We start from the raw sequence: 26,807 nt of genomic DNA, 5'->3' as shown, positions 1-26,807 counted from the left end.
TTTGCGGCAGGTATTTTAATCTTTTTGCTTGAAAAATATGCTGGTATGTAAGTATATTTGTTTGTAACACGGGAAATGGTGTCTTCCCGCTCCAACCGCCGCAAGGCTGATGACGCCTACAAATCGTGCCGCCAGAAAAAGGCGGTGGTAAACTATTTGTAGGTGAATATAACAATCATACTTTTTTCTTTATTTATCATGTTCAGCATCCCTCTAGCTGGCACTTGCCGCGCGTGGATATCACTTTCTCCTATCATTTCGTAATCTAAAATCAAAAAGAAATTATGAATCAATCAGCAAATTACAGAAGAACCTTCCTCAAACAGCTATCTATGGCGGGACTATCCGCGGCGGCTATGCCACTTGCAGGCATAGCGTCAACTGAGAATGAAAAGATGAAAAGGGTTATGCTCGGAAAGAATGATGTTATTCTTTTTCAGGGAGACTCCATCACGGACTGGGGAAGGGACAAAACCAAGATGGGTGCCAATGCTTCCAATGCTTTAGGCTCAGGATATCCTTTAATTATCACTGCGGAATTATTGCAGATGTACCCGGGGCTTCAATTACAGGTTTATAATAAAGGCATCAGCGCCCAAAAAGTATTTCAACTGGCAGAACGATGGGATACGGACTGCCTGGATATCAAACCGAATATTTTGACCATTCTGATCGGGGTTAATGACTTCTGGCATACGCTGACCGGAGGTTACAAAGGCACGATCGAAACTTACCGGACCGACTATCGAAAACTGCTTGACCGGACCATGAAGGCCTTGCCTGCTGTCAGACTGATTTTGATGGAACCCTATGCCGTCAAAGATGTAAAAGCCGTAGACGAGAAATGGTATCCAGCATTTGATGAATACAGAATGGCTGCGAAAGAAATTGCCAGTGAGTACAAAGCGGTCTTCATCCCCTTACAGTCTATTTTCGACAAGGCGGAGGAAAAGGCTCCGGGATCCTACTGGACTATCGATGGCGTCCACCCCAGTGTCGCGGGCGAAGGGTTGATCGCCAAGGCCTGGTTGGAGGCCGTGAAGGGATAGAATAGAGGAAGCACTCTGTATTATTTATTTTGCCATTGTGAGGGCAGATATTACCTTTGCGTGTATCAGAGGTGATGGTGTTCCACCTTATTAACCGCCCGTAAAACGGCTGATGGCGCCTACAAAGAGATTAATATATTCTATTAATATTATATTTAATTTGTAGGAATGAAGCAGTTGAAGACCTCATTTGAACACGTTTTTATCCTTTCCCACCTTTTTCGCTGGACTTTATTGGTTATCCCGGTTTCCGTGACGGCTGGTTCATTGGTTGCGTTTTTCTTGTGGCTATTGGACAAAGCTATCCATTTTCGACTCGATCATCCGTGGTTGCTTTTTTTGCTTCCACTCGCCGGTATCGTGATCTATGCTTTATACAAGTTCATGGGTAAAAATTCAGAAGGGGGTAACAACTTGATCATGGATGAGATACATGAACCAGGGGAGGAGTGCCTGCCCGCATGGCCCCGATGGTCCTAATCACCACCGTTATCACTCACTTGTTCGGTGGGTCTGCGGGCCGGGAAGGAACGGCCGTACAGATCGGAGGCAGCCTCGCACAATTTTTTGCCAGGAAACTGAATCTTTCGAAAGAGGATGTTCGCATGCTGCTGACCACTGGGATTGCCGCGGGATTTGGAGCCGTCTTCGGTACCCCTATTACCGGGGCGATTTTTGCCCTGGAAGTATTGGCCGTTGGCCGGATCAAGCACGACGCCTTGATGCCCTGCTTCATTGCCAGTTTCGTGGCTGATCTTACCTGTTCTTCCTGGGGCATTCATCACACCCAATATCATATTCTTTTCAAGGAAACCGGCATCACCTACTTCTCTGTCGTCCATTTTGACCTGTCGTTGCTCTGGAAAGTGATTGTTGGAGGAATTCTCTTTGGTTTGGCCGGCTTTGCCTTCGCCGAGATCTCTCATACCATCAAAAATTATAGCAATCGCTGGATAAAGACGAAGTGGCTCATCCCGGCTATCGGTGGCGTACTCGTGATAGGCTTCACTTATGCACTTGGCACACAGGATTACCTTAGTCTCGGCATAATTGGTGAAAGTGCTAATTCGGTAACCATACCTTCCTGTTTTCACGCGGGCGGGGCCACTACATTCAGTTGGCTCTGGAAGTTGTTGTTCACTGCGATCACGCTGGGTACCGGTTTTAAGGGTGGAGAGGTCACACCTCTCTTTTCGTCGGTGCAGCACTTGGCAATACTATCGCCACGCTCACCGGTGCCCCCATCGACCTCTTTGCCGGTCTCGGTTTTATTGCAGTATTTGCCGGTGCAACCAATACCCCCATTGCCTGCACCATCATGGGCGTAGAGCTTTTCGGCACCGATCATGCTTTATACTATGCCATTGCCTGTTTCACCGCCTACTATTTCAGCGGACATTCCGGCATTTACCATGCCCAGCGCGTGGCTGTATCCAAGGTGGACAAACTCGATCACCATACGGACAAGACCCTCCACGACGTCAGGGACAAACGCATAAAAAACAGAAAACAATGGTTGAAAAGATCAAGACCCATAGTTTGGGCAAGCTCGAAATATACATCGAGCCGGCACACAAAGTGAGGCACGGTGAAAGAACGCTGTTCCGGCGGATTTTTCCTAAATCTGTCTATCTCCATATTATATCGGAGGCGAAAAAGGATGGCATTATCAAGGCATCTGCTTTCAGTACGCATACCAGCTACAGTAACGGTGACGACATTCAATCCTTTACCCCTGAAGGCGACAACTCGAAGATTGCCATGTGTGTTTCACTAGTCGATAAAAAGGAAAAGCTGCAACTTTTTTTTATAAACACAAAGACCTGCTGCGTAATAAAGTGGTAATTTACAAAGAGGTAGAGTTCTGGGACGTTGATTAAACACTTAACACCGGGATATGAAACCATTACTCATTGTAGGAATTGGTGGCGCTATTGGCAGTATTTGCCGCTATCTGGCACAGGTCTACATAGGAAAGTACACGACGCTAACCTTTCCGATTGGCACGCTGGTAGTCAATATTACCGGTTGTTTTCTGATTGGGCTTTTATTCGGGCTATCCAGCAAACATGCTTGGCTGACTATGGAATGGCGTCTCTTTCTGATCACCGGCATTTGCGGAGGATACACAACTTTTTCCAGTTTTTCACTCGAAAGTATCACCCTTTTTCGGAACGGTAATTATACTTATTTCTTAATATATGCGCTCGGAAGTACGATATTGGGGCTATTGGCTACCGTGGGCGGCTCGGCCATTATACGATAACTAAAAACGCTTGCATATGCCATTTACTAAAATCCTGATTGCAGTAGACGATAGCGGTGAATCAATGAAGGCCGCCAGGTGCGGTTTTGAGCTTGCTCACTGCCTCAAAGCTGTCATTGGCGTCCTCTTTGTGATCGATAAAGACAAGGAGGTCGTCAGTGCAGACCTGGGCATTACACCCAATGAAAGTAAAAATACCCTCCGGGAGGAAGCCGAGAGAACGCTCGATCAATATATTAAAATGTATGATGGTATTGAACAGGTATTTCGTTTTACCCCGGAAGGAGACCCTGAAAAAGAGATCCTGAACATAGCCAGCGAATGGAAGGCTGAGCTCATCGTGATGGGTACCCATGGTCGTTCGAAACTCGATCGGATGATGACACGATCGGTGGCAGAATATGTCATTCGCCATGCGGAAATACCGGTAATGGTTACTCCAACGAATATGAAATAGGATTATCTAATAAAATTTGAGATTTTAATGGCAATCCCTTAATTTCATGTATCAGGTGATGGCGTTCCACCTCATCAACAGCCTTAAAAGAAGGACGATGACGCCTACAGTAACTATTAATCAACAAACAGATTAAACTGTAGGCATGTATTATACAAGAAAAGCGACAATCAAATTATCAGCCAGCTGTTTTCGTTCGTTTCTCCCTATTATCGGTGTTCTTGTTTTCTTACTGGTTCGCTGTAACACCAAAGCCGATTACGAGACAATTTTTGCCAATCCTGAACTATATTCCCACACCGTCCACGAGCTCAACACAGTGGTCATGGGAAATAATTTTGGACCGATTGTCGCCTCTCGAAATTACATGTATGCTGCAGTCGCTGGCTACGAGGTAGTCGCAGCCGGCTACCCTGATAAATATATGTCGCTCGCAGGACAACTCCATGGACTCCACGAAATTCCAAGACCCGATCCTCAGCAAAAGGTCAACTTTAGCCTGGCAGCTTTGCTTGCTTATTGCAAGTTGGGAGAATCGGTCACATTCCCCGAAGGCAGCATGCGCGCCTATACCGACAGTCTGCGCAAGTTGGGCGAACAACACGGTATGCCTCAAGACGTGTACATGGCCAGCCTGGCTTATGCCGATACAGTCGCTTCCGTGGTACTGGAATGGAGCCGCCATGACAATTACCTGCAGACACGTGGAGCCCCCGAATACATGGTTAGCGATTCGCCCGGTCGCTGGGTGCCCACACCGCCTGGTTATACACCGGCCATGGAGCCTCATTGGGGGCAGATCCGTTATGCCGTGGTGGACAGTGTAGATCAGTTCATGCCACATCGTCCTTATCCTTTCGATGTCACCCACAAGGCTAGCCCCTATTATAGGGAAGTGAAAGCAATAGAGAACAAGGGCGATAGCCTGAATGCAGAAGAAGCCTGGATTGCGGATTTCTGGGATGACAATCCTTTTAAATTGAACGTTTCCGGCCATTTAATGTTTGGCACCAAGAAATTTTCTCCTGCGGGGCATTGGATGGGCGTTGTCGGCATTGCTGCAAAGAAGGAGGGCGCTGATTTTAGTGAAACGACCTGTGCCTATGCCAAAGCAGCCATTGCTGCGTTCGATGCATTCATCCAATGCTGGAATATCAAATATATCTACAACACTGCCAGGCCCGAAACGGTCATTGACAAATACTTCGATCCGAACTGGAGACCTCATTTACAGACCCCACCCTTCCCAGAATATACCTGCGGGCACTGTACGATCTCGGCGGCGGTAGCCGAGGCACTGACCAGTGAATTCGGCGACAACATGGCGTACACGGACAGCACTGAACTGGAGTTCGGCATCAAAAGCAGGGCTTTTACCTCTTTCAGGAATGCGTCATTGGAGACCATGAATTCCCGGTTCTATGGTGGAATACATTACCATTATTGCTGTATCATTAGTAACGAAATGGGAAAGAAATTAGGTGAGCTTGTAGTTAGTCGATTAAAGATGAAACGAAGGTAATCGGAATACCAGATATAAAGCTATGGAATGCAATATCCAGCTAAATAAGTAAAGAATTTCGCCGTTAAAGTCGAATATCTTAACTTTATTGAGTTACAAGGTGATGGTGTCCGCCTTATCAACCGCCTTTTTCAGAAGGACGATGGCGCCTACGGAATAAATTAATCAACCATTAATTTACAGAGTAGGTATGCAATCAAGTAAAGACTCTCGTCCGAACTGGCCCGCCATGAAACGCACCCTTCGGTGGTGCGGATTAGCCTTCGGACCCGCTATTTTAACCGGCTTTTTAACAACACTACTCATAAAGCTCGTCGATCGCGAACAACAGTTGCGCTCGGTCCATCCACTGGCTCTTCCTCTTATTACCGGTTGGAGCTATAGCCATCTACCTTTTCCAACGACCTTTTCCACAGAAGGCCTTACCGGTCGCCCTTCCCGGACTTCATGAGACTGAGGGCGGGATTTCCAGACACTCTATCCCCTTCGTATATTTGTCCACTCTTCTTACCCATCTTTTTGGCGCCAGCGCCGGACGGGAGGGAGCCGGCTTCCAGGCTGCAGCGGCGATAGGTCAGGAATTCGCAGGTTGGTATAATCTCGACACCGCTCCCCGCCAGATCATTATTTCAGCCTGTGTAGCCTCCGCCTTTGCCGCGCTTTTTGGAACGCCCATTGCTGCCGCGGTTTTGCTCTTGAACTGGTCCGTATCGAACGGTTTCCTTATAATGCGCTCGTGCCATGCGGTATTGGCGGCCTGGCAGGCTTAGGCGTAGCTGCGGTCATGGGCATGCATGACTCACAGTTCAAATATTTATTCACTCACGCTCTTCCGGTTTCTTTCAATGGCCCTTATAACATGGACATTCGGCTGTTACTCGTGACAGTAGGTCTTGGAGTCATTTTAGGACTGGTCTGCTGTGCATTTACGGAGCTTAGCAGGCAAGTCCGTTATCTGGGCAGTTGGGTTATTCAACCTGGTTGGGTAGTGCCTCTCTTTGCCGGTATCGTGTTGGCACTACTTGGCTGCTTCACTCCTGCACGAAACTACATGGGCCTCGGGATCCTTCCGGGCTCACCGAACTCACCGTCTATCCTTACTGCATTCCAGTCCGGGGGGCTCGATCCTCTTGGCTGGCTATGGAAGATGGCACTAACGTTATTAACCTTCGCCGCAGGTTTTAGAGGTGGTGAGATCGTACCATTGCTGTTTATCGGTACAATATTAGCCCATTTTCTTGCCCCTTTTGTCGGGGTGAATCTGACCGTGTTTTGCAGCTTGGCTTTTATTGGCATATTTGCCGCCGCCGCCAATACTCCCATCGCCGGGATCTTTTTAGGTGTCGAGCTTTTCGGCAGTCAATATATTGTCTACTTTGCCTTCTGCTGCCTTATTGCCTATTTCTTCAGCCCGCCCAGCAGAACGCCGGGGAAATTCTCAGCGAGAGGCATTCCTAAACTTTTCAGCCCAAACTTATTTCTACACCATTCCCGGGAAGATCGGGAAGAAAATTAACGGATACCATGCAAGAATTATTCACCGACCCCTCAGTTCCGGAGCATTCCCGATTACTTCAGTGGCTCAATGAACATCCTGCGGTGCGGGATATGAACGAGAAGGAATTGCTCCTTTTCCTACTATTTCGTCTCGACACGATCGATGCGACTGTCAAAGGCATTTTATATAATACTAAAACCCATTGGGTTAACTGAATACTATTCATTTTAAAACTACAATAGAACATATGGTAATTGATAAAGTATATGCACGGGAAGTATTGGATTCCAGAGGAAACCCAACGGTTGAAGCAGAAATTAGTATTAGTGAAACTACTACATATGATAAGACTGTTACCGGTTCGGTAAAGGGCCGGGCGATTGTTCCATCGGTGCAAGCACCGGGGAAAGGAGGGCCGTAGAATTAAGAGATAATGACCCGGCACGTTATCAGGGGAAAGGGGTTTTGAAAGCGGTTGCTAATGTTAACACCATTATTTCCAGAAACCTGACGAATAGCAAGATCCTTTCTCAACATCACGTTGATGAGGAGTTGAAGCGGCTCGATGGAACACCCAATAAATCAGTATTAGGAGCAAATGCCATCCTGGCCGTATCGATGGCATTTGCCAAAACAATGGCAGCTCTTCAAAAAATTCCGCTATACCAATATTTTAATGAAGGAGATATCCATTAGCTATAGCCTTCCCGTACCATGTATGAACGTTATCAATGGGGGAAGGCATGCTGATAATAATGTCGATTTCCAGGGAATTTATGATCGCTCCTCATCATGCTCCGTCTTTTAAAGAAGGCAATCCGGATGGGAGAGGAAACCTTTCATGCACTGAAAAGCATCCTCAAAGGAAAGGGTATTTTACCGGTGTGGGGGACGAAGGCGGTTTTGCTCCCAATCTCCGATCAAATGAGGAGGCGGTTGAAGTTATCCCGGAAGCTATTACAACAGCAGGTTACCGGCCGGGGAAGATATCTCCCTATGTCTCGATCCGGCTACCAGTGAAATGTGGCAGGACGGCGGGTATGTTTTCTTCAAATCCACAAAGAAAAAGATGAGTTCCGGTCAATTGCTCGATCTCTGGGATAGCTGGATCCGACAATATCCCATCGTCCTGCTGGAGGATGGAATGGGTGAAAACGATTGGGCTGGATGGAAGGCCCTAACCAAAAAGTTGGGAAGTAGTGTCGAATTGGTGGGAGACGATATTTTCTGCACCAATCCGTCCATCCTGAAAAAAGGCATCGAACAAGGAATCGGTAATTCTATCCTGATCAAGTTGAACCAGATAGGGACAGTAACTGAGACATTGGAGACCATTAATCTAGCCTACAGAAATGGCTACCATTGTTTCATCTCTCACCGAAGTGGTGAGACGGAAGATACCACGATAGCCGACCTGGCTGTAGGAACAGGCGCAGGCCATATCAAGACCGGCAGCGGTTGCCGGGGTGAACAGGTGGCCAAGTTTAACCAACTACTTAGAATCGAAGAAGAATTGGGCTCAACGGCAAAATTTGCCGGTATTAAGGCATTTAAGAATAAATAGAAACGTATGATCAAGACAATTGTCCATCCCTGGCATATATCGGTAGGAACCAGTGCGCCCGAGATTGTTCGGACAGTAATCGAAATTCCAAAAGGAAGCCGGATGAAGTATGAACTGGACAAGGCAACCGGGCTTCTAAGGTTAGACAGGAGTACTCTATACAGCTATGTTCTACCCGATGAATTACGGCTTGGTGCCCCGTACCTGGTTCGACGATGGTGATCCGCTGGATATCCTGGTCATGTGTTCCCAGGATATAGAGCCACTTTGCGTAGTGGATGCCCGGGTGGTCGGTATCATGCACATGGAAGACGAGCATGGAATTGACGATAAGATCCTATCGGTAGCAGCCTATGACCCGGCTTATGAACATATCCGTGATCTCCCCGACATTCCTCAGCATCATATGAACGAGCTGCAGCATTTTTTCGAAGGGTATAAGTCGCTGGAAAATAAAAAGGTGACGGTTGGGAAAATGTTCGGCCGCGAGAAGGCCTACGAGAGTGCATTCGACGAAGCATGGAGATGTACGATGAGAAACTAAAAATCTAATCCGGATGGCCAACCATTAAAATTGGAGATATGAAACTAGCTTTTATCAGTGATATTCACGCTAATTTACCTGCCCTGGAATCTGTTCTTGCAGATATCGCGTTGCATCAGCCGGACGACATCTATTGCCTCGGCGACACTGGTTAATTTTGCAGGATGGGATAATGAAGTGATCGATCTTGTTCGTCAGAAAGGTATTACTTGTATTCAAGGCAATCATGACGAAGGTATTGGGCATCTTCGGGTAAGTTTTTGTTATTCGCATACAACTGACGCACAAAAGGCGTTTGGTAAGCAATCGATTTGCCTTTCAGAAAAGGCCATTACCCCTGTCAACCTTGCTTACTTGATTAATTTGCCCTTTATGCTGCAGATGGAATACAGGTTTCCTTTCCATACCTGCCGCATTGGCTGAGTCCATGGAAGCCCGTTAAGCAATAACGATTATATCCGGCCAGAAACACCAGATGAAGAATTGCGGGAACTGCTCGATATCGCCAATACTGATATTCTTTTGATGGGTCATACGCACCAACCCTTTCATCGTCCGATTTATTATGATGGGGAGAATCATAAACTATACCGGCATGCGATCAATGTCGGGTCGGTTGGGAAACCAAAACATGGTAATCCTACCGCTTGTTATGCTCTGCTTGAGATTAAGGAAGATATCCAATTAAGCGAACCTGAAAGCATAGCAGTCACGTTCCGCTATTTACCATACGATGTGGAAAAAGTAATCCAACATATACACACCTGCGGCCTCGGAAGTGCCTATGATGAATTTCTTCGGCAGGGAGAATAACAATAGCTGATTATGAACATACACCTGCAACATTCGAAACTGATGCCGGTGACAAAATAGAAATCGTAGTCGATCTGATTAGCGATTTACGGGAAAGGATAGAGAAATTGGAACCAAAGCCCCCTCATAGAATATGAAAATATTGATTATAGAAGATGAACCCGCCCTCCAAAAGAATATTGCCGATTTTTTTCGGCGTAGGGATTACGAGTGTGTCCTGGCTGATTGTCTCGATACAGCTATGGATAGGCTACTATACGGAACCTTTGACTGCATTCTATTGGATATTTCGTTGCCCGGAGGCAGCGGACTGGAGCTATTGAAGGACATACGGGATCAGCGAAGAAAGGAAGGCGTTATTATTCTGTCTGCCCGCGATTCCATTGACGATAAGATAGCCGGTTTGGATTTGGGTGCCGACGATTATGTTACGAAACCTTTTCATCTTTCAGAGCTTAATTCGAGGATTAATTCTCTTATTCGCCGAAAACATTTTAACGGCAGCAGATTTCTGTTATTCAATGAGTTGAAAGTTGAAGTACAGGAACGACAAATATTCGTGCATAATCAACCTGTGACGCTTAGTAAGAAAGAAAGCAGCCTGCTCTTATTGCTGGTAGCCAATAATCGTCGCATTGTCTCTAAAACTGCTATTGCGGATCACCTTTCCGGTGATGAAAACAGCTACTTTGGCAATAACGATGTAGTGTATTCACATATGAAAAATCTAAAGAAGAAACTGACTGAAGCAGGCTGTACCGATTATATTAAAACGGTCCACGGTCTGGGCTATAAATTCGATTGCCATGAAACCGAGCACAGTAAATATTGATACAGCGCAAGGTTCCATCCGACCAGTGAAAATACTTTCTGGGCGGATGAAACTGCTTAATAAGAGTATTCGACAGCTGATTCAATATGCCCTTATCATCTTTGCCGTCTGTGTACCTCTTTTTTATTTCATTATCGAACAGCTTTACATCCAGGATGTCGATGATGCCCTTTACCTGAAAAGGGATGAACTTCGTCTGCGTGCTTCTCATTTGCATTCGCAAAAAGACATTGATTTATGGCTTGCCATGGACGACGATGTTAAAGTTGCCAATTTAGCTAAAAACCCGGCTAAGGATACTCTTTATTTCACACAATACCTCGATTCCATCCCTCAGGAGGTAGAGCCTTACCGGGAACTGGTAAGCAGTATCGTTATTGGGAATGTTTCTTATAAGTTAGTTGTGAGAGCGTCGCTTGTGGAAAGCAGGGACCTCATCATCGGGATCGCAGAGGCCCAAGCAGTCCTGCTTTTCCTTTTGTTGATAGGATGGATTTTGATTATCCGATTCAAGTCGAAACGTGCCTGGCGTCCTTTCTATACAACTATTGACCAATTGCGGAATTACGAACTGGATAAGGGTAGGTTTCCTATTTTAGAGAGCTCAGATATTCGTGAATTTAACGATCTTAACAACGCAATTACTGAGCTTGTTCATCGTAGTCACCAGGTTTTTAGCAGTCAAAAGAAGTTCATAGAGAACGCCTCTCACGAAATGCAGACGCCCCTTGCGATTTTTCGCTCCAAGCTGGACAATATGATCGAATCCCGCGTTATGACAACGGAGGAAACAAAGGACTTTCAGGTTTTATATGAAGCAGTTCAACGGCTTCATCATTTGAATAAAGGGTTATTGCTATTAAGCCGGATAGAAAATAGCCAATTTGAAGAAACGGAAGCCATATCAGTAGCCGAACTAGTTCAAAAAACAGTAGCTTTTTTGCAGGAGACTATAGAGAGCAAGGAGATTCATCTTCAGATGGAATTGCCCGGTAATCCTGTCATCCGGGCCAATGAGACCCTTTTGCAGGTGATGATAACGAATCTCCTTATAAATGCTGTCCAGCACAATCATCGTAATGGGTGCATTATTATTAGATTGGATACAGCGAGGCTTTCGATAGCCAATAGTGGGCCTGTTTTTCCCTTTGCTGAAGACGATCTCTTTACACGATTTAAAAAGCACTCCTCTCCGCAAAAAGGAGTGGGACTGGGGCTTTCTATCATCAAAGAAATAGCGGATAAATATAAGCTGCCGATTTTGTATGAATATACCGAACCGAACCATCTTTTTAGCCTGTATTTTAATCATCTTAAAAGTGTCGTATGAAAAGAGTAATTGCGGCCGGGGGCTTGTATTCAACTTTGAAGATCAGCTGTTGCTGATCTTCCGGCATGGCAAGTGGGACCTGCCGAAGGGGCATTTTGAAAAGGGAGAGACCCTGGAAAGCTGCGCTATCCGGGAAGTAAAGGAAGAGACGGGTCTCAAAGAGGTAACCATTACCTCTTTTATCGGAGTAACGGAGCACACCTATTTCGATAACAAGCTTAATTCGGATGCCATTAAGGAGGTACACTGGTATGTCATGCGGGCGGCTCAACGTAGTGGTCTTTTTCCGCAGCTGCAGGAAGGTATTGAATGGCTGCGATGGGTCAGCAGGGGAGAGTTGTCGGGTTATTTGAAGAATTCCTATGATAATATCCGGGAAATTGTCGGTAAAGCTATCCCTAAGTAACATCTACATGGATCAATCAGCTATCAGCAGGCCGTCGGAGGTTCCCGTGATAACGGGTTTCCAGAGCATTTTGTACCATGGCGCGCCGCCAGGGGAAAGCGCGCTGCGCGACCAGCCACCGGATTATTTTGTCGACCTGAACCTGGACCAGGTAGTCGATGCTGTGACGACGGGAAAGGAGGAGTATGTGTTAAAACCATTTTTTTATACGCCTCTTCGAAACATAGCGCATGTAGGTTACCGGCAGGCTGTTCTACGCGACCTGGAGAACGCATTGTTGGTTGGCCGTATCGGTGCTTTTGCCAACGGGATGCGGAGCATACGGCAACGCCTGCCGAACCCCCAAAACACGTATTATAGATATCAACGCGAGCGGTTTTTCCTGGAAGCAGCGGAGATGTATTGCAGAGTGGTCGTTGAACTGGGCAAGGGCCTGAGGACATTGGAATTGCAGTCAGCGGGCCTGCATGCATTTCGGGACTTCCTCACCGGCTATTTATCTTCCCCGGCCTTTTTGCTCCTGCGGGAGGAGGCCGGGGCGTTGCTGGCCGATCTTTCAGGGATTGAATATGGTGTGTACACCAGGGAGTTACAGGTGCAGGTACGACGGCCCGGACCCGAGGTGGATTATAACGAGGAGATCGAGCGGCTTTTCGGGAAATTTAAGCGGGAAGGGACCCGGGCGCAATTGGACAGAAGTGAGCCGCGGGAGAAGACGGACGGGATGAACCATGTGGAAGCACGTATACTGGAAGGTGTGGCCACACTGTTCCCCGGGATATTCCAGCGGCTGGATGAATTTTGTGAGCGGCATCTAGCATTCATGGATGAGCGTATCGTGCGTTTCGACCGGGAGATACAATTTTATATCGCCTACCTGGATCATACCGGGAAAATAAAGGAGGGAGGCCTGCCATTCTGTTACCCGGAGATGTCAGATAAGGATAAAGAGATATTTGATGCAGAAGGATTCGACCTGGCATTGGCGTATAAGCTGACAAAGGAGGGCCAGCGGATTGTGACCAATGATCTTTCGTTCGGGCGGCAAGAACGGATCATCGTGGTGACGGGACCTAATCAGGGTGGGAAGACAACTTTCTCGCGCACCTTCGGCCAGTTGCATTACCTGGCGGCACTGGGTCTCACGGTGCCCGGAGTGCGGGCGAAGCTATTCCTTTTCGACAGGCTGTTCACTCATTTCGAACGGGCCGAGAAAGCCAAGGATCTGCGCAGCAAATTGGAAGACGACCTGGTGCGGCTGCATGATATCCTTACCGGGGCGACTTCCAGGAGTGTCGTCATCCTTAATGAGATCTTATCCTCAGCGACTTTGCAGGACGCGATCTACCTGAGCGGAAAGATAATGGAACGGATCGATCAACTGGACGCGCTTTGCGTCTGGGTGACTTTTATCGATGAGATCATTTGGAAAAGCGGCAAAACGGTAAGTATGGTCAGCGAGATGGAGCCGGGCAACCTGGCCGTCCGTACTTTTAAGGTCGTACGGAAGCCGGCCGACGGCTTGGCGTATGCGCTGGCCATTGCCGAGAAATACCGGGTTACTTACCATGACCTTCAAAAACGTCTGTCGTCATGAGAGTGCTGTTACACCATAAGACCAAAGATCTCGATGTGGCTGATTCCTTGGCCTGGAATGAGAAGGCGTTGACGCAGGACCTGGAACTCAGTACCCTTTTTCAGACCATGGGGGGAGGTGACGAACTGTTGCAGAAGGTCGCCCGTGTGGTGCTGCTGACGAGCCTGGACAATGATGCGGAGACTATCGCTTACCGCCAGGCAATTCTCCGGGACTGCATGGCAAAGCGTGAACTTGTCCGGGAACTATATGGGATTGCGGTAGACGCGATAGAGGCGAAGAAGAGCCAGTGGTTTTACTTGAGTTCGAAGTACCCTTCGTCGATCCTGTCCAGCGCGGTAGGGATGATGGAGGTGTTTCTGGCTTATATGGGCGAGTTGTTGAGGTTTGCAGAGGCGCATGAAGCTGGCCTTCGAATCGACGGGTTTTCGGCGGTTGCTGGATTCCCTAAAGACAGAGCTGGCGCAGGATTACCTGACGGATGTGGCGGAGCATCTGGAGGAGCTGCGCTTCCGCCGGGGTACATTGATGACCGCCCGGATCGGCCCGGGAAACAAAGGGGGAGGGTATGCGCTCCGCCGGCTGGAGGATAAGAAGTTGAGTTGGTGGCAGCAGCTGTTTGCGTCCAGGCCCAGGGATGTGTACACTTTCGCGCTCCATCCACGGGACGATAGCGGGGCAAGGGCCTTGTCGGAGATCAGGGACGACGGTATCTCCGCTGCGGCAAGCATTATGGCGGGGGTCGCGGAGCATGTGCTGGCGTTCTTCCAACAGCTGCGGACGGAGCTGGCGTTTTACCTGGGCTGCCTGAACCTGGAAGAGCGGTTAACGGGGCTACAGGAAGGTATCTGTTTTCCTTTAGTAGAGGAGATGGAAGGGCGGCGGCATTCGGCCAAAGGGTTATACGATGTCTGCCTGGCATTGAACATGGGGCGGAAGGTCGTGGACAATGACTTTGATGATGAAGGACAGGGCCTTATGATCATTACGGGCGCGAACCAGGGAGGGAAGTCGACTTTTCTGCGAGGCATCGGGCTGGCGCAATTGATGATGCAGGCGGGCATGTTCGTCCCGGCTGAACGATTCTCGGCGGGGCTTTGCCGTTCACTGTTTACGCATTTCAAGCGTGAAGAAGATGCCGGCATGAAGAGCGGGAAGTTCGACGAAGAGATGAGCCGGATGAGCGAGATCGCGGACCATGTGACACGGGACGGCATCGGACTGTTCAATGAATCCTTTGCGGCGACGAACGAGCGGGAGGGGTCGGAGATTGCCCGGCAGATCGTCGCGGGACTGCGGGAAAAAGGAGTTCGGATCTTTTTCGTAACGCACCTGTATGCCTTTGCGCGGTCCTTTTGGGAACATAACAGGGATATGGCCGTCTTCCTGCGGGCGGAGCGACGAGAAGATATGCAGCGGACGTTTAAGGTGGTGACAGGAGAGCCCTTGCCGACTAGCTTCGCACTCGACATTTATAAAAGACTGTTTCCGGACGATACGTTAACGGGAACGTCAGCAACCTGAAGATGAATACAATTTTAAAAAAGGCCGGGAATTCTCCCGGCTTGGATACCCGGCCCGGAAATCCGCTAAGGACTTCTGAGATACTATTCGAAAGGGTAAACGGACATAAGAACGATAGCGGATATTTTAAAAGAGCTGATTTTGAAGGGAACCCTTGCACATCTACCGCCGAATGGAATATTCAGGATGGGGCGGCTCTTGATGGCTGGCATGGGGATGAGATCATCAACGTGCCAATGACCTAAGTTATCGCCGCCATCTTAAAACCCGATAGTTTATTTGATCAATATCCGAAGAAGCCGTATCTTTATGGTGTTAATTTGAGCTTTGCATCTGTATTTGTTAATTTATCCCGCCTCAACATCAGGATTTCTTTTCTTCTACACTTACTGCTTTTCTCGCATTTTTTATTTACAATTGTTAAGTATGAACATTTATGTTTCTAATTTGAGCTTCAACGTACAGGATGAAGACTTAAGAGAATTTTTTACTCCTTACGGCGAAGTGAATTCAGCAAAAATCATCATGGACAGAGAAACCAGTAGATCCCGCGGATTTGGTTTCATTGAAATGCCTGATGAAGCTGCTTCCAAAAAGGCGATTGCCGAACTGAATGGTGCAACTGTGGAGAACAGGACCATTACTGTCAATGAAGCAAGGCCAAAAGAAGCAAGACCAGCCCGCTCTAATAACGGTGGTTACAACAACGGCAACGGTTACAATAATAATAGATATTAGTATCTGCCTCAATTGAATCAGAAGTTCCGGTCATCCGGGGCTTTTTTATATGATGTACAAACGGAAAACAATTTCAGTTCAGCGGGTGTCATCGGCGAGTATTATCTGGCCGAATTTCGGATAAAAAGCAAAACTGGAAAGGGTTTTTTAACGGTTTTTCAGCCCTTTAACATCAACCAGAATTTGAAAATTCGCTTACACGGAAGTTCCTGACAGAATTAGACGTTTCAGACAAGAGGCCATTGGCATGTCGGTAGTTACCCTTTTAGGTTGTGCTTTTGTAAATAGCTATTAACAAAGTCGTCCACAGATACTTTTGATATTTTATCTTGAGACTTCCTCCATTCCAGGATGTCCGACTTTCTGAACTTATAAGAGCTTTCCAATCCTAAAATGTGGCAATTCCTTTTTCTTACATTTTAAGTAAATAGTATCAACGTCGACCTTCAGAATATCGGCAGCCTCCTTCGGAGAGAGGATGACATTTTCCGACACTTTTTCTTCTGGCCCCTTTTTTATCGGTTGATGGACCTTTGACCAAGGCCGACAATTCAGAACCGAATCATTTGGAGGATATCTTCCATATGATCAAGCCTTTGATTTATTGATATTCTTGCCATTTCGATCAATTTAGATGTTCTGTATTAGCCTTACGGGAAGCCTTGACTCTTAATTTCGCAGGCACTTTCGCGTATATTTCGGTGGTCTGGATATGCTTATGGTTTAGCATAGTTTTGACAACATAAATATCTTCTCCTTCTTCTATTAGTTTGGTGGCGTACATATGACGCCAGTTATGAAACTTGCCCTTTTCCTCCAGTCCAACGGACGCAAACCAGGCTTTTAAAATCCGCCTTGTTCTATGATACTCCAAATCCGGAAAAATAAGCTCGTCCGTACCTTTTCTTTCTCCCAGTATTTCGAGTGCTTGTTTGCTGATGTACTGTCTGAACGAGCGGCTGGGTTTAGGATCAATAATTTGAAAATACCAGGCATCTAAAGGTGGCGAGTAATGCAAATGATTCCATCGTAAGATCTTTACGGCACTAAACCTAAAACCTGATAACAAAGCCAGCATTGACGATCGGAAGACCAACTCATCTTCACATGGGTTTTCTAATAAAAGCTGGAGTTCTGCGTCATCTGGAATTTGCCGATCGACATCCACATTGCTGATCCGGTCTACACGCAGGGTATAATCTTCGGTCAGATATCTGTCATAAAAGGCTTCCTGAACGATCGCGGCAAATTTATCATAATACGATGCGGCCGAGTTTTGCTTGAGTTTTGCAAATTTTGATTTCAAAGAGTCGGTGGTAAGTAAGAAGTCCTTGAATTTCTTCAGTAGAATTTCGTCAATGTGCCTGAATTTTAAATTATCTCCCACCCACTTTTTTACGTATTTCATTGCGGTCTCGTAGTGTACAGTGTCAATCTTCTCTCGTTGCTTGCCGGCAATAAAATTCTTTGCGTACTCAAAAAAATCTCCCTCAAGGGCATCTTGGTTGAAAATGCCGTTTACGTCGAGCATTAATCCCTTCATACGCTTGATATAAATCTTCTCTGCAATCTCTGTATAGAGGTTATTTTCTAAGATCTGGAGGGAAGTAGTGGGATTGACGTGCAGATACAGTTTAAGAAACTCGCGACGGGTATATTCTTTTTTTATAGGATTCCAAACAGGGGGATAATAGTCGATATATAAACTATACCGTCCAGTCTTTAATTTCTTTTGCCGTAATGCTCCCCTCATATCTTTCCATATTTATTAATCAAATATTGGATCACCGTTTCCTTATGAAATCTCACAGACCGACCAATTTTTAGCTTAGGGAAGTCCTTATCTTTAACTAGTCGATACATGGTCCGCTCCGGAATAGTAGTAATAGCACACAATATCTTAATGTCTATGAGTTCCACTTGATCGACAGTAATGGTGCCATTACCAGACCCTGCGGGCGGGCGGGTAATCTTTTCCTTTGTCTCCCTGGTTGCTCTCCGCAATTGCGGTAGCCTTTTGTCTGAGCTTATAATTCTTCTTCGCACACTCGTCAGAACAGAATTTAGTCACCGTCGTTTTGGCTGTAAATACCTTTCCGCAATGTTCGCATACTCTTTTAAGCCGGATATTACTGCTCATGGTTTGAAGTTGTAATTGTAATTCACAAGGATGACCATATTATCGCTATTTAATGCCTATAGCTGCCATATACTGCCAAGAATGCTATAATTTCTCCAAAACTGGCCTATATTTGTACCCCTTTGAGACCCTAATTAAAGGTACAAAATAGCATTGCAATATTAGTAAAAATTAGATGAAAAAATAAAAAAGCATTCCGATTGGAATGCTTGTCAGTATTGAGTTACAAAAGAATAAGAAAATAAAAAGAAAGTTGAAGAAAGGGACTACTTCCCAATACAAAACTTACTAAATATATAATCCAGCCGGTCTTCCGTCGTCACCTCACCGGTGATCTCCCCCAACCAGTGCAGACACAGCCTGATATCCAGCGCCACCAGGTCCCCCGGCAGCAACTCATCCAAACCCCGCCGAACAGCCGCCAAAGACGTGGCCACCTGCTGCAGTGCGTGGTAGTGACGGGCATTAGTGACGATGGTGCCGTCGCCGGTGGCGGCGCGGCCTTCGAGGACGAGGTCGACCAGGCGCTGGCGGAGGACGTCGATATGGCGCGAGTCGCGGGCGGAGACCGTGGAGTTCCTCGGGGGAAGAGTTCGCGGGCGGGGTCTTCGCCGAGGATGTCAACTTTGTTGGCGACGAGGAGGAACGGCTTGGCGCGGGACTGGAGGTCCGTGCGGATGGCCGCGACGGAGGAGGGGTCGTCGCGGACGTCGAAGAGATAAACGATGATGTCGGCCTGGTCCATCTTTTCGCGACTGCGGCCGACGCCTATCTGTTCGATGACGTCGGAGGTGTGCTCGCGGATGCCGGCGGTGTCGATCAGACGAAAGATGATACCATCGATATTGAGGATCTCTTCGATAGTGTCGCGGGTGGTGCCGGCTATTTCGGAGACGATTGCACGGTTTTCGTTCAACAACGTATTCAGCAGCGTGGATTTGCCGGCGTTGGGTTTACCGACGATCGCCACGGCTACGCCGTTGCGGATGACGTTGCCGAGTTTGAAGGAGGACAGAAGGGTTGCCGTGACTTCTTCGGCTTCGCCGATTAAATGATATAACTGGGTGCGGTCGGCGAACTCTACGTCTTCCCGGGAGAAGTCGAGTTCCAGCTCGATCAACGCCGAGAAAGAGATCAGTTGCTCGCGGAGATCGCGTAAGGCACGGGAGAAACCGCCGCGGATAGTGTGCAGCGCCGTGCGGGCCGAGGCCTCGGTGTTGGAGGCGATCAAGTCGGCTACGGCTTCGGCCTGGGTGAGGTCGAGCTTGCCGTTGAGGAATGCGCGTTGGGTGAATTCGCCGGCTTTGGCAAGACGAGCTCCCCGGGCGACCAATGCCTGCAGAACCCGTTGTTGGACATAGGGGACTCCCGTGGCAGGAGATCTCGATAACGTCCTCGCCGGTGTATGACCGGGGCCCTCGGAAGAGGGATACCACCACTTCGTCGAGTTGTTCCTCGCCTTCTTTCAGCACGCCGACGTGGAGGGTGTGGGAGGCCTGCTCGCAGAGGTCTTTGCCTGCAAAAAGTTGATTGACAATTTTAAAACTGGATTTGCCACTTACCCTAATCACGCCGATCGCGCCGATGCCTGGCGGTGTGGCGAGTGCCACGATGGTGTCCTCCCAGCCGGTTAATTTGCCTAACATTAGACAAAGATACTATTATTGATGTTGGATGGACGGGAGATGGTTCACATGTGAACCGCGGGGGACAAGGGGCAAGCAAGGGACCCGGGGATGGGTGAGAGTCAGGCGGCCGGGGACCTGCGGCTACCGGATCAGCACCACGGTCCCCTTCTTCTGCACGATCTTTCCATGATCGTCTACCGCCTCGGCCATCCAGACATAAGTCCCCGCATCCATGTTCCGGCCGCCGAAGGTGCCGTCCCAGCCTACGCCGGCATTCCGGGTGAGGAAGACCTGCCGGCCCCAGCGGTCGTAGACGGCGAAGACCACTAACTTGCCGATGCCCGGACCGATGACCCGAAGGATATCGTTGCGGCCGTCGTTATTCGGGGTAAAGGCGTTGGGGACGAAGAGACCGGCCACGCCGAAGACTTTGACATTGACCGTATCGGTGCCGGAGCAGCCGCCGGCGGTAGTTGCTTCGACGACGAACTGGACTTCCTCGGAGTTGTTTAGGACGAAGGTCGGGTCGGCGCTGTTGGGGTTGTCCAGGCCCGGTAGGGGGTCCACTGCCGGTGACCGCCCCGAGACTGTCGGGAACGGTAGCGTGCAACTGCGCGGGCTCGCTTATATAGACGACGGTGTCGGGACCGGCGTTGACGGTGAATGAAGGTATGACTGTAACGTGTATCGTATCCGCAACCTTCGAGACGCAGCCGTTGGCGGCGGTCACGGTGAGGGCGTAAGATATAGACTGGGTTGGTTTGAGGACCGCGGGAGACGGAACAGTCGGACTGATCAGATAAGTCGACGGCGTCCAGTTGTATTTGCCGCCAACCCCCGCCCCTGTTCCATGGAGGATGACGTTTTTGCCGGTACAGGTGGCCACATCGGGACCCGCGTCTGCCACCGGCGTTGGATTTACCGTCACGGAGACCGGGCCGTCCGGGGCTGGCAGAGGCCCGCAGGGCCGGCAGAGACGGAGACGGTGTAAGTTTGGTTCGCGGGCGGACTGGCCCTAGGCGCCGCGGAATTAGGATCGCTCAGCCCGATCGTGGGTGTCCAGGAATAGGAGGAACCCTCGGCTGAGGACGGGGAGTTGGACCGAGTCGCCGGAACAGATGGGCGCTGGGTTACTGACGACCACAGAGATATCGTTGATCACCGTCACGGATACCGGCGTGGAAACGACGCAGCCGTTGCCGTCCTTGACCGTAGCGGTGTAGTTGCCATGGGAAAGGCCTCTGAAATTTGAATCGGGACTGTTTTTGGTGTTGGTGCCGTCGGTGACGGTAAACTGGAACGGGGCCAGCCCTGGGTGGTTGACATTGTAATGATACCGCTGGTATCCATACAGCCCGTTGGCTGGGGAGGAGGCGGTCATGAAGACCGAGAGGTCGCCTAACAGGGTGGAAGCGTCCTGCTGATCGCTGGCGAAATCGATCACCCGGAACCGGTATGTCCTGCCGGGCGCCGAAGCACCAAGCAGGTTGTTGAAAGTATAAGTATTCGTATTGGACGACACGGGCAAGCCAATGAACCCGCCGCCGGTGGAGTCTATGAAAATGAGCCAGGGCCCCGTCCCATAGTTGATATTAACTGCGATCGAACCATTGGGCAGCCCGCAGGAGGAGGCTGTGGGGTTCAGCAGTACACGATTCGTCGGCTGCGCACTCGCGACCATGCAACTGAAAAGCAGCAGTATTCCCGTTGATATTGCGGGCCTCAACGGATGGGAACGAGTGGGTCGCTTAGTCATTGAAGAGGTTAGGATCTTTGGCCTATTTTAATTAAAACAGCCGGTGACGCAGTTATAACGCCCACCGGCTGCAATTTATGCAAATATTAAGCCTAACCCGCTGAATCAGCGTGAACCATGTGAACCGCGGAAGGTTGGGGACGCGGTGAGCCGGGACCTGTGAACCGTGGCTACACGAGCCCGACCACAGCCCGGACTACGGCCCAGTGCGCGGCCCCGGCCCCGGCAACAGCCTACCCTACTCACTAGCCACCGCAAACGTGATCGGCTGCCGTTTGTACGACTTCACCTTGCGCCCATTTTGGATCGCCGCCGTCCACTTGCCGCTCTTTTTGATCACCCGGACGGCCTCCTCGCGGAGCCCGCCGCCCACAGGGCCGCTGACCGCCTGGACATTGCTGACATTGCCTTCCTCATCGACAATGAACTGGACCATCACCTGCCCGCTGATGTTCTGGTCGATGGCGTCGTTGGGAACGACGAGGTTCCTGTGCAGGAACCTCAGCCAGGCGGCTGGCCCGTCGGGGAACTGGGACTCGATTTCCACCGAGGTCCAAATCGTGTTGTCGTCGTCCTTTTCTTCGGCTCCTCGATCACCCCTCCATTTCCCGCAGGAGCGGGGGCGCCAGAGCCGTCCCGTCGTCCGGGGTCCCGTCATGGGTTTGAGTGCTGATCTTGGCGTCGTCCAGGTCGGTCTGCACGGGAGGATGCTCGTCGGGTTTTACCTGGTCGTTGGGGACGACTCTGGGAGTTACGAATGCGATCGTCCTGATTTGCCGGGGCTGTGGTTTGGGGATCACCGGAGGAGGTATAACAGGCTGGTTCTTCTCGACGGCTACGAGCGTGACATCGGTGGGGACGACCGCGGCCGCCTTACTCTTCCCCTCCCACTCACCATCCCGCCCAGAAAAACCAAGGCGATCACCACCGTCGTGACGCCGATCGCCTTGATGAGCCTCCGGTTATAGGTCCGCCGCAGGTCGTACGCACCATACTCCTTGTTCTTACCCTCGAATATAATATCGAGGATATCGGCTTGTAAGATGTTGTTCGATTCCATATGTAAAAGTATTTACAATAGAGACGCGGGATCGGAACGATTCCATACAACCCTTACTGGCAGCGGATTATAGCGGATTGTCGTGATGCAGAAAGAGGGAAATTCCATAACGTGAACCGCGCAATATGTGAACCGCGCCGACAGAACCGTCGTGAACCGCGCAACACGTGAACCGCGCCGCCACGCCGCCACGCCGACACCATAACCCCGCCGCATACCCGAAAAGAAAAAGTCCCCTCCGGGTGGAGAGGACTTAAGAAATTATATCAGACGTAGATTACTGAGCTTCGAGCTTGAAGACGATTGGTTGCTTCTTGTACGATTTCACCTGACGTCCGTTCTGAACCGCGGGGGTCCATTTACCAGACTTCTTGATCGCACGGACAGCCTCTTCGCGGAGACCACCAGACTCGGGACCGCTGATCGCGTTCACATCAGAAACGTTGCCTTCCTTGTCCACGATGAACTGAACGACTACAGTACCCTGTATTTCGTTGTTCACGGCGTCGTCGGGATAGCGCAGGTTCTTGTTCAGGTAGCGCAGCCGGGCAGCGGCACCGCCGGGGAACTCGGACTCGATCTCCACCTTCGTAAAGGTCTTGTCGTAGTCTTCTTCGTCCTTTTTCGGGGCCTCGACCACACCCTTACCAGCGTCGCTGACGGGGGAGCCGTGATACCTTCGTCCTTGATACCTTCCTGATTGACCGTACCGATCTTGGTGTCTTCCAGCTTTTCCTGTTCCGGTGGCTTTTCTTCTCCTTTACCTCATTGTCTTTCACGATCTTAGGAGGCGTAAATTTCGCCATTTCCACCTTGGGAGGCTCCACTTTGGGGGAGGGGGCGGCGGCGGCTCATTCTTTTTCTCTTCTTTTACGTCTTCGAGCTGCACGTCCTGCACCACCAGCTGTTTCTTCTCTTTGCCGGTATTCAGATTGCTTACAAAAAAGCAATGAACAGCAACAAAAGAACCACAGCCATGCCTACAATCGCCTTGACCAGTGCGCTTGTTGTAGGTCTTACGCAGCTCGTAAGCGCCGTACTCCTTATTCTTACCCTCAAAGATAATATCGAGGATGTCGGCGGTTAGTATTTTGTTGATTTCCATTTCAAAATGGTTTGTTAGTTGTAATTAGATGCGACCCGATCGCAATTCCATAAAACTCCGGGATTATTTTATACCGTTCGCATTCTCAGTCGCTTCGACGAATTTGTACTCATCGGGCGTAATATCTACGAGGGCATAGCGCTTCACTCCGTCGATCGTCATCTCGTCCAGGACGTCCACCGTATTCTTATAAGTAGCATCCTTGGTCGGCTTGAGGATCACCATGAAATCCTTGGGATCGGTTCTTCTCTTCTTGTCCAGGACGATGTCCCGGATACCCTTGAAGGTAGACTGCTGAAGTTTGGAAGGATCCAGGCCCTCATAGTAATAGACCATATTCGCTTTGGAAGGCATGAGCGTCAGCGCCGCAGATTCCTTCAGCTTGTTCTGCTCCTCGGGCTTGTCTACGTCCTTGGGCAGGAACAGCTTCATGGCTGTAGGCTGGCTCATTGTCGTCGTAAAAATAAAGAATGTGATCAGCAGGAAACCCAAATCCACCATGGGGGTAAGGTCCACGCGGGTGGAGAGCTTCTTCCTCTTTTTCACGCCGGGGCCCTTTTTATGCCCACCGCCGCTGCTGGTATCCATTTCTGCCATAACAATAGCTTTTTATAAAGTTACAAATTCTGATCTGTCTTCTCCCGCAGGATTACTGCTCGGAGCTCTTGTTCCCGGTCTTCTCCTGCTGTTTTTGCAGTTCAGAGCCGAGGGGAGCCGCCACAGGATTGGTGATCAGCTGGAATTTCAACTGGTCATTCTTCTTGAAGGCAAACACAACTCCCCGGAAAGAAGGATATTTTGACGCGTTGTCGCCCTTGATCAGGAGGTTCATTTTAGAACCCCTGGAAGGCGCCTACGGCGGCACGTACCCACTCCAGCAACTCGTTGTTGGTGCTGTCCGTGACGGGTACGCCCGGCAGAACGGCATTCTTCAACTCGTCGGGGCTCTTGTCCAGATAAGATTTCAGCTGGGAGAAGGGCACCCCGATATAGCCACTGGGATTGTTGACGAAATTCTTCTTTTCGGCGTCGGTCAGACCGAGGTTCTTGGAAGTGTTCACGGTCTCGATGATGTCCTTCTTTTCAGAAGTGTTCCCGTCACTGACGCTGAAGTAAACTTTTCCGTCCTTGTCCAGAGTGATCAGTACCACGTTCTTGTCCGGAGCGATCTTCGACGAGACCGAATTGGGGGTCACGACGCTAAGCGCCTCTGGTGGTTTGAACTTGGTCGCCAATATGAAGAAGGACAGCAGCAAAAAGGCCACATCACACATGGCAGTCATGTCGATGCTGGTGCTTTTACGCGGTATTTTGGCTCTTGGCATTTTAAATTGTTTTTAACGCCGGGCTTCTAACGGCCCGGTTGGATGAATACTCTCTTTTCCTATTACAGAAATGAGATGCGAACGTTTCTCTTTTCCACAAACCTAACCTATACAAATTATTTGTAGAGGGAGGCGAAGCTCTGCGTCAGCGTGAAACCGCTTTCATCGATGCCGTAAGTGATGCCGTCGATACGGGTAGTGAAGATGTTGTACATGATGATCGCGATAGCGGAAGTACCGATACCGAGAGCCGTGTTGTACAGGGCCTCAGAGATACCCTGAGAAAGTTTCTGAGCAGCTTCGCCACCACCGCTGTCACCGAGAGCGGAGAACGAACGGATCATACCCATAACCGTTCCGAGCAGACCCATCAGGGTAGCGACCGAAGCGATAGTGGAAAGGAATACCAGGTTCTTTTCGAGCATGGGCAGTTCGAGGGAAGTAGCTTCTTCAACTTCTTTCTGGATAGCCAGCACTTTCTGCTCGGTGTCCAGTTCTGCGTTGATCATTTCCTTGTACTTGCGGAGACCAGCTTTCATTACATTACCTACAGAACCCTTCTGCTTGTCGCACTCGGCGATAGCTGCGTCGACGTTCTTGTTGGCGAGATGGTATTGTACTTTGCGGATGAACTCAGCGATATTGCCGGTGCCGGTAGCCTTCTGGATGGTCAGGAAACGCTCGATCACGAAAGTCAGAACGGTCAGGAATGCACCGATCAGGATCGGAACGATGATACCTCCGAGGTACATCTTGGAGAGGCCGGATTTGGCACCTTCATGGTTAGGCCAAAAGCCGCCGTTAGGATCCGGATGTGTGAAATTGTCCGGGCTACCAATGATAAATCTCCAGATTACGTAACCGGCGATAATACATACCAATGGAGCGACCCAGGAAATTGAATTACCCTTTCTCTTCGGTTGAACGGACGATGTAGAGGTCTTAGCTGCTGTCGCTGCAGTCGGTTTTGTTTCAGCCATGATCGTTTGTTTTTAGTGTTTTTAAAAAAATTGAAGTATGTAATAGAAAATGATTGTACAATTCTAAGGAAAAAAGCCTTTCAATAGATAAAATTGGATACTAAATTTTTACAGGTCACACAAGATAAGGATTTTTCGTAACGCAAAATCCGTCAATACGTACCGCCTGTGCGGCTTTCGAAACCGGTATAATTCATAAGGATTCGACCAATAGCCCGCCACGACACTATTCGGGGACCCCGGGTAGAGAGGAAGTCAGAGCCTTGGCGGAACGCGTAATTTACGTGTTTTTTATTACCAGCGAACAAAAGGGTATGCTAATAAAAATCTTATTCCATCACTCATATCTCAACGCCTCTATCGGATTGAGACGTGCTGCCTTAAACGACGGATAGATCCCCGCCAGTACGCCTACCAGGCTGCACATAAAGATGCCGCCGAAGACCCAGATCCAGGGGGACCACGAATCCGGTGTTCAGCACCAATGAGAAAACGTTGCCGACGATGACCCCGAGCACTACGCCAAAAGCTGCTCCCAGCAGGCTGATCAGGACCGATTCCCAGAGGAACTGTAGCCGCACGTCTCTCCTCTTGCCGCCGATGGCCTTCACGAGGGCCGATCTCTTTTGTCCTTTCGGTGACGGCAACCAGCATGATATTCATCAGGCCGATG

36 protein-coding genes, 5 pseudogenes and 4 riboswitches are annotated in these 26,807 nt (G+C 49.3%); of the genes and pseudogenes, 22 read left to right on the top strand and 19 right to left on the bottom strand.

Annotation, left to right across the window (positions count from 1 at the left end):
• Positions 1 to 62: 62 nt before the first annotated feature.
• Positions 63 to 126: riboswitch (Fluoride riboswitch) on the top strand.
• Between the two features lie 158 nt (positions 127 to 284).
• The 22 genes and pseudogenes from ACQ86N_RS02360 to ACQ86N_RS02255 all read left to right on the top strand — a co-directional run bounded on the left by ACQ86N_RS02360 (position 285) and on the right by ACQ86N_RS02255 (position 16,140).
• Entirely contained in the window at positions 285 to 1,049 is a 765-nt protein-coding gene (locus ACQ86N_RS02360) for an SGNH/GDSL hydrolase family protein (protein WP_431213769.1), read from the top strand.
• 61 nt (positions 1,050 to 1,110) lie between these two features.
• Positions 1,111 to 1,178: riboswitch (Fluoride riboswitch) on the top strand.
• Between the two features lie 39 nt (positions 1,179 to 1,217).
• Entirely contained in the window at positions 1,218 to 1,529 is a 312-nt protein-coding gene (locus ACQ86N_RS02355) for a hypothetical protein (protein ID WP_431213768.1), read from the top strand.
• Positions 1,511 to 2,631 (top strand): annotated as a pseudogene (locus ACQ86N_RS02350) (chloride channel protein). Before ACQ86N_RS02355 ends, ACQ86N_RS02350 begins: the two are co-directional and overlap by 19 nt.
• A 315-nt stretch (positions 2,632 to 2,946) precedes the next feature.
• On the top strand, positions 2,947 to 3,315 hold the full coding sequence (gene crcB / locus ACQ86N_RS02345) for a fluoride efflux transporter CrcB (RefSeq protein WP_431213767.1): 369 nt from the start codon (positions 2,947 to 2,949) through the stop codon (positions 3,313 to 3,315).
• A gap of 16 nt (positions 3,316 to 3,331) precedes the next feature.
• Positions 3,332 to 3,772 carry a universal stress protein gene (locus ACQ86N_RS02340; protein ID WP_431213766.1) on the top strand — a complete coding sequence of 147 codons (441 nt, stop codon included), beginning with the start codon at positions 3,332 to 3,334 and terminating at the stop codon, positions 3,770 to 3,772.
• A 45-nt stretch (positions 3,773 to 3,817) separates the two neighbouring features.
• Positions 3,818 to 3,886, top strand: a riboswitch (Fluoride riboswitch).
• Positions 3,887 to 3,917: 31 nt separating this feature from the next.
• The gene (locus tag ACQ86N_RS02335; RefSeq protein ID WP_431213765.1) at positions 3,918 to 5,294 is read left to right on the top strand and encodes a vanadium-dependent haloperoxidase; all 1,377 of its coding nucleotides are present in this window, start codon (positions 3,918 to 3,920) and stop codon (positions 5,292 to 5,294) included.
• A gap of 90 nt (positions 5,295 to 5,384) precedes the next feature.
• A riboswitch (Fluoride riboswitch) is annotated at positions 5,385 to 5,453 on the top strand.
• Between the two features lie 158 nt (positions 5,454 to 5,611).
• Positions 5,612 to 6,810 (top strand): annotated as a pseudogene (locus ACQ86N_RS02330) (chloride channel protein).
• Positions 6,811 to 7,039: 229 nt separating this feature from the next.
• Positions 7,040 to 7,488, top strand: a pseudogene (locus tag ACQ86N_RS02325) (hypothetical protein).
• Entirely contained in the window at positions 7,391 to 7,600 is a 210-nt protein-coding gene (locus tag ACQ86N_RS02320; RefSeq protein ID WP_431213764.1) for a hypothetical protein, read from the top strand. Before ACQ86N_RS02325 ends, ACQ86N_RS02320 begins: the two are co-directional and overlap by 98 nt.
• Positions 7,524 to 7,865, top strand: coding sequence for a hypothetical protein (locus ACQ86N_RS02315; RefSeq protein WP_431213763.1), 342 nt, complete (start codon positions 7,524 to 7,526; stop codon positions 7,863 to 7,865). Before ACQ86N_RS02320 ends, ACQ86N_RS02315 begins: the two co-directional genes overlap by 77 nt.
• Positions 7,814 to 8,356, top strand: a complete 543-nt coding sequence (locus ACQ86N_RS02310; RefSeq protein WP_431213762.1) for a hypothetical protein — start codon at positions 7,814 to 7,816, stop codon at positions 8,354 to 8,356. Before ACQ86N_RS02315 ends, ACQ86N_RS02310 begins: the two co-directional genes overlap by 52 nt.
• Positions 8,357 to 8,362: 6 nt before the next feature.
• Positions 8,363 to 8,578 (top strand): inorganic diphosphatase, encoded by a 216-nt coding sequence (locus ACQ86N_RS02305; protein WP_431213761.1) that lies wholly within the window; start codon positions 8,363 to 8,365, stop codon positions 8,576 to 8,578.
• A complete protein-coding gene (locus ACQ86N_RS02300; protein WP_431213760.1) occupies positions 8,535 to 8,900 on the top strand; it encodes an inorganic diphosphatase in 366 nt (121 codons plus the stop codon). Before ACQ86N_RS02305 ends, ACQ86N_RS02300 begins: the two co-directional genes overlap by 44 nt.
• A gap of 38 nt (positions 8,901 to 8,938) precedes the next feature.
• Positions 8,939 to 9,055, top strand: a complete 117-nt coding sequence (locus ACQ86N_RS02295; protein WP_431213759.1) for a metallophosphoesterase family protein — start codon at positions 8,939 to 8,941, stop codon at positions 9,053 to 9,055.
• Between the two features lie 22 nt (positions 9,056 to 9,077).
• On the top strand, positions 9,078 to 9,323 hold the full coding sequence (locus ACQ86N_RS02290) for a hypothetical protein (protein ID WP_431213758.1): 246 nt from the start codon (positions 9,078 to 9,080) through the stop codon (positions 9,321 to 9,323).
• A 33-nt stretch (positions 9,324 to 9,356) separates the two neighbouring features.
• On the top strand, positions 9,357 to 9,713 hold the full coding sequence (locus ACQ86N_RS02285; protein WP_431217950.1) for a metallophosphoesterase family protein: 357 nt from the start codon (positions 9,357 to 9,359) through the stop codon (positions 9,711 to 9,713).
• 133 nt (positions 9,714 to 9,846) lie between these two features.
• Positions 9,847 to 10,545, top strand: a complete 699-nt coding sequence (locus ACQ86N_RS02280) for a response regulator transcription factor (protein ID WP_431213757.1) — start codon at positions 9,847 to 9,849, stop codon at positions 10,543 to 10,545.
• Positions 10,520 to 11,875: a sensor histidine kinase gene (locus tag ACQ86N_RS02275; RefSeq protein ID WP_431213756.1), complete on the top strand. Its 1,356-nt coding sequence runs from the start codon at positions 10,520 to 10,522 to the stop codon at positions 11,873 to 11,875. The genes ACQ86N_RS02280 and ACQ86N_RS02275 overlap by 26 nt, the downstream gene beginning before the upstream one ends.
• On the top strand, positions 11,865 to 12,281 hold the full coding sequence (locus tag ACQ86N_RS02270; protein ID WP_431213755.1) for an NUDIX hydrolase: 417 nt from the start codon (positions 11,865 to 11,867) through the stop codon (positions 12,279 to 12,281). Before ACQ86N_RS02275 ends, ACQ86N_RS02270 begins: the two co-directional genes overlap by 11 nt.
• Before the next feature lie 7 nt (positions 12,282 to 12,288).
• On the top strand, positions 12,289 to 13,878 hold the full coding sequence (locus ACQ86N_RS02265; protein ID WP_431213754.1) for a MutS-related protein: 1,590 nt from the start codon (positions 12,289 to 12,291) through the stop codon (positions 13,876 to 13,878).
• A 399-nt stretch (positions 13,879 to 14,277) separates the two neighbouring features.
• Positions 14,278 to 15,402, top strand: coding sequence for a MutS-related protein (locus tag ACQ86N_RS02260; RefSeq protein ID WP_431213753.1), 1,125 nt, complete (start codon positions 14,278 to 14,280; stop codon positions 15,400 to 15,402).
• A 426-nt stretch (positions 15,403 to 15,828) separates the two neighbouring features.
• Complete coding sequence (locus tag ACQ86N_RS02255; RefSeq protein ID WP_431213752.1) at positions 15,829 to 16,140, top strand: RNA recognition motif domain-containing protein; 312 nt, start codon at positions 15,829 to 15,831, stop codon at positions 16,138 to 16,140.
• 369 nt (positions 16,141 to 16,509) lie between these two features.
• Here the strand turns inward: ACQ86N_RS02255 and ACQ86N_RS02250 are convergent, their stop codons facing one another.
• From ACQ86N_RS02250 to ACQ86N_RS02160, 19 genes and pseudogenes are all read right to left on the bottom strand, one after another.
• The gene (locus ACQ86N_RS02250; RefSeq protein WP_431213751.1) at positions 16,510 to 16,635 is read right to left on the bottom strand and encodes a helix-turn-helix domain-containing protein; all 126 of its coding nucleotides are present in this window, start codon (positions 16,633 to 16,635) and stop codon (positions 16,510 to 16,512) included.
• Positions 16,636 to 16,765: 130 nt separating this feature from the next.
• Entirely contained in the window at positions 16,766 to 17,893 is a 1,128-nt protein-coding gene (locus ACQ86N_RS02245) for a tyrosine-type recombinase/integrase (protein ID WP_431213750.1), read from the bottom strand.
• Positions 17,890 to 18,060 carry a helix-turn-helix transcriptional regulator gene (locus tag ACQ86N_RS02240; RefSeq protein ID WP_431217949.1) on the bottom strand — a complete coding sequence of 57 codons (171 nt, stop codon included), beginning with the start codon at positions 18,058 to 18,060 and terminating at the stop codon, positions 17,890 to 17,892. The genes ACQ86N_RS02245 and ACQ86N_RS02240 overlap by 4 nt, the downstream gene beginning before the upstream one ends.
• Before the next feature lie 22 nt (positions 18,061 to 18,082).
• On the bottom strand, positions 18,083 to 18,280 hold the full coding sequence (locus tag ACQ86N_RS02235; RefSeq protein ID WP_431218056.1) for a hypothetical protein: 198 nt from the start codon (positions 18,278 to 18,280) through the stop codon (positions 18,083 to 18,085).
• A gap of 266 nt (positions 18,281 to 18,546) precedes the next feature.
• Entirely contained in the window at positions 18,547 to 18,804 is a 258-nt protein-coding gene (locus ACQ86N_RS02230; RefSeq protein WP_431217948.1) for a hypothetical protein, read from the bottom strand.
• A gap of 146 nt (positions 18,805 to 18,950) precedes the next feature.
• A pseudogene (locus ACQ86N_RS02225) lies at positions 18,951 to 19,613 on the bottom strand (tRNA modification GTPase); the annotation flags it as partial.
• Positions 19,614 to 19,662: 49 nt separating this feature from the next.
• Positions 19,663 to 19,926, bottom strand: a pseudogene (locus tag ACQ86N_RS02220) (tRNA uridine-5-carboxymethylaminomethyl(34) synthesis GTPase MnmE); the annotation flags it as partial.
• A 123-nt stretch (positions 19,927 to 20,049) separates the two neighbouring features.
• Positions 20,050 to 20,475: a T9SS type B sorting domain-containing protein gene (locus tag ACQ86N_RS02215; RefSeq protein ID WP_431213749.1), complete on the bottom strand. Its 426-nt coding sequence runs from the start codon at positions 20,473 to 20,475 to the stop codon at positions 20,050 to 20,052.
• 463 nt (positions 20,476 to 20,938) lie between these two features.
• Positions 20,939 to 21,589, bottom strand: a complete 651-nt coding sequence (locus tag ACQ86N_RS02210) for a hypothetical protein (RefSeq protein ID WP_431213748.1) — start codon at positions 21,587 to 21,589, stop codon at positions 20,939 to 20,941.
• A 313-nt stretch (positions 21,590 to 21,902) separates the two neighbouring features.
• Positions 21,903 to 22,211, bottom strand: a complete 309-nt coding sequence (locus ACQ86N_RS02205) for an energy transducer TonB (RefSeq protein ID WP_431213747.1) — start codon at positions 22,209 to 22,211, stop codon at positions 21,903 to 21,905.
• A 46-nt stretch (positions 22,212 to 22,257) separates the two neighbouring features.
• The gene (locus ACQ86N_RS02200) at positions 22,258 to 22,464 is read right to left on the bottom strand and encodes a hypothetical protein (RefSeq protein ID WP_431213746.1); all 207 of its coding nucleotides are present in this window, start codon (positions 22,462 to 22,464) and stop codon (positions 22,258 to 22,260) included.
• Between the two features lie 35 nt (positions 22,465 to 22,499).
• Entirely contained in the window at positions 22,500 to 22,724 is a 225-nt protein-coding gene (locus ACQ86N_RS02195; protein WP_431213745.1) for a hypothetical protein, read from the bottom strand.
• Between the two features lie 277 nt (positions 22,725 to 23,001).
• A complete protein-coding gene (locus ACQ86N_RS02190; RefSeq protein ID WP_431213744.1) occupies positions 23,002 to 23,364 on the bottom strand; it encodes an energy transducer TonB in 363 nt (120 codons plus the stop codon).
• A 135-nt stretch (positions 23,365 to 23,499) separates the two neighbouring features.
• Complete coding sequence (locus ACQ86N_RS02185) at positions 23,500 to 23,829, bottom strand: hypothetical protein (protein WP_431213743.1); 330 nt, start codon at positions 23,827 to 23,829, stop codon at positions 23,500 to 23,502.
• 63 nt (positions 23,830 to 23,892) lie between these two features.
• Positions 23,893 to 24,426 (bottom strand): ExbD/TolR family protein, encoded by a 534-nt coding sequence (locus ACQ86N_RS02180; protein ID WP_431213742.1) that lies wholly within the window; start codon positions 24,424 to 24,426, stop codon positions 23,893 to 23,895.
• Between the two features lie 52 nt (positions 24,427 to 24,478).
• Complete coding sequence (locus ACQ86N_RS02175) at positions 24,479 to 24,661, bottom strand: hypothetical protein (protein WP_431213741.1); 183 nt, start codon at positions 24,659 to 24,661, stop codon at positions 24,479 to 24,481.
• 1 nt (position 24,662) lies between these two features.
• The gene (locus ACQ86N_RS02170) at positions 24,663 to 25,154 is read right to left on the bottom strand and encodes an ExbD/TolR family protein (protein WP_431213740.1); all 492 of its coding nucleotides are present in this window, start codon (positions 25,152 to 25,154) and stop codon (positions 24,663 to 24,665) included.
• A 116-nt stretch (positions 25,155 to 25,270) separates the two neighbouring features.
• Positions 25,271 to 25,906, bottom strand: coding sequence for a MotA/TolQ/ExbB proton channel family protein (locus ACQ86N_RS02165; protein WP_431213739.1), 636 nt, complete (start codon positions 25,904 to 25,906; stop codon positions 25,271 to 25,273).
• Between the two features lie 608 nt (positions 25,907 to 26,514).
• Positions 26,515 to 26,781, bottom strand: coding sequence for an ABC transporter permease (locus ACQ86N_RS02160; RefSeq protein WP_431213738.1), 267 nt, complete (start codon positions 26,779 to 26,781; stop codon positions 26,515 to 26,517).
• Between the last annotated feature and the right edge of the window lie 26 nt (positions 26,782 to 26,807).

Source organism: Puia sp. P3 (genome assembly GCF_050632245.1).
In the GTDB taxonomy this organism is placed as follows: domain Bacteria; phylum Bacteroidota; class Bacteroidia; order Chitinophagales; family Chitinophagaceae; genus Puia.
The sequence above is the reverse complement of the archived record's forward strand: the minus strand, read 5'-3'. Positions and strand labels throughout refer to the sequence as shown.

Excerpts from the sequence above, each read along its gene's own strand:
- ACQ86N_RS02360 (WP_431213769.1), top strand. The coding sequence starts at position 285 with ATGAATCAATCAGCAAATTACAGAAGAACCTTCCTCAAACAGCTATCT.
- ACQ86N_RS02355 (WP_431213768.1), top strand. The coding sequence starts at position 1,218 with ATGAAGCAGTTGAAGACCTCATTTGAACACGTTTTTATCCTTTCCCAC.
- crcB (WP_431213767.1), top strand. The coding sequence starts at position 2,947 with ATGAAACCATTACTCATTGTAGGAATTGGTGGCGCTATTGGCAGTATT.
- ACQ86N_RS02340 (WP_431213766.1), top strand. The coding sequence starts at position 3,332 with ATGCCATTTACTAAAATCCTGATTGCAGTAGACGATAGCGGTGAATCA.
- ACQ86N_RS02335 (WP_431213765.1), top strand. The coding sequence starts at position 3,918 with ATGTATTATACAAGAAAAGCGACAATCAAATTATCAGCCAGCTGTTTT.
- ACQ86N_RS02320 (WP_431213764.1), top strand. The coding sequence starts at position 7,391 with ATGCCATCCTGGCCGTATCGATGGCATTTGCCAAAACAATGGCAGCTC.
- ACQ86N_RS02315 (WP_431213763.1), top strand. The coding sequence starts at position 7,524 with ATGGGGGAAGGCATGCTGATAATAATGTCGATTTCCAGGGAATTTATG.
- ACQ86N_RS02310 (WP_431213762.1), top strand. The coding sequence starts at position 7,814 with ATGTGGCAGGACGGCGGGTATGTTTTCTTCAAATCCACAAAGAAAAAG.
- ACQ86N_RS02305 (WP_431213761.1), top strand. The coding sequence starts at position 8,363 with ATGATCAAGACAATTGTCCATCCCTGGCATATATCGGTAGGAACCAGT.
- ACQ86N_RS02300 (WP_431213760.1), top strand. The coding sequence starts at position 8,535 with ATGAATTACGGCTTGGTGCCCCGTACCTGGTTCGACGATGGTGATCCG.
- ACQ86N_RS02295 (WP_431213759.1), top strand. The coding sequence starts at position 8,939 with ATGAAACTAGCTTTTATCAGTGATATTCACGCTAATTTACCTGCCCTG.
- ACQ86N_RS02280 (WP_431213757.1), top strand. The coding sequence starts at position 9,847 with ATGAAAATATTGATTATAGAAGATGAACCCGCCCTCCAAAAGAATATT.
- ACQ86N_RS02275 (WP_431213756.1), top strand. The coding sequence starts at position 10,520 with ATGAAACCGAGCACAGTAAATATTGATACAGCGCAAGGTTCCATCCGA.
- ACQ86N_RS02265 (WP_431213754.1), top strand. The coding sequence starts at position 12,289 with ATGGATCAATCAGCTATCAGCAGGCCGTCGGAGGTTCCCGTGATAACG.
- ACQ86N_RS02260 (WP_431213753.1), top strand. The coding sequence starts at position 14,278 with ATGAAGCTGGCCTTCGAATCGACGGGTTTTCGGCGGTTGCTGGATTCC.
- ACQ86N_RS02255 (WP_431213752.1), top strand. The coding sequence starts at position 15,829 with ATGAACATTTATGTTTCTAATTTGAGCTTCAACGTACAGGATGAAGAC.
- ACQ86N_RS02245 (WP_431213750.1), bottom strand. The coding sequence starts at position 17,893 with ATGAGGGGAGCATTACGGCAAAAGAAATTAAAGACTGGACGGTATAGT.
- ACQ86N_RS02235 (WP_431218056.1), bottom strand. The coding sequence starts at position 18,280 with ATGAGCAGTAATATCCGGCTTAAAAGAGTATGCGAACATTGCGGAAAG.
- ACQ86N_RS02210 (WP_431213748.1), bottom strand. The coding sequence starts at position 21,589 with ATGGTCGCGAGTGCGCAGCCGACGAATCGTGTACTGCTGAACCCCACA.
- ACQ86N_RS02195 (WP_431213745.1), bottom strand. The coding sequence starts at position 22,724 with ATGGAATCGAACAACATCTTACAAGCCGATATCCTCGATATTATATTC.
- ACQ86N_RS02185 (WP_431213743.1), bottom strand. The coding sequence starts at position 23,829 with ATGGAAATCAACAAAATACTAACCGCCGACATCCTCGATATTATCTTT.
- ACQ86N_RS02180 (WP_431213742.1), bottom strand. The coding sequence starts at position 24,426 with ATGGCAGAAATGGATACCAGCAGCGGCGGTGGGCATAAAAAGGGCCCC.
- ACQ86N_RS02175 (WP_431213741.1), bottom strand. The coding sequence starts at position 24,661 with ATGAACCTCCTGATCAAGGGCGACAACGCGTCAAAATATCCTTCTTTC.
- ACQ86N_RS02170 (WP_431213740.1), bottom strand. The coding sequence starts at position 25,154 with ATGCCAAGAGCCAAAATACCGCGTAAAAGCACCAGCATCGACATGACT.
- ACQ86N_RS02165 (WP_431213739.1), bottom strand. The coding sequence starts at position 25,906 with ATGTACCTCGGAGGTATCATCGTTCCGATCCTGATCGGTGCATTCCTG.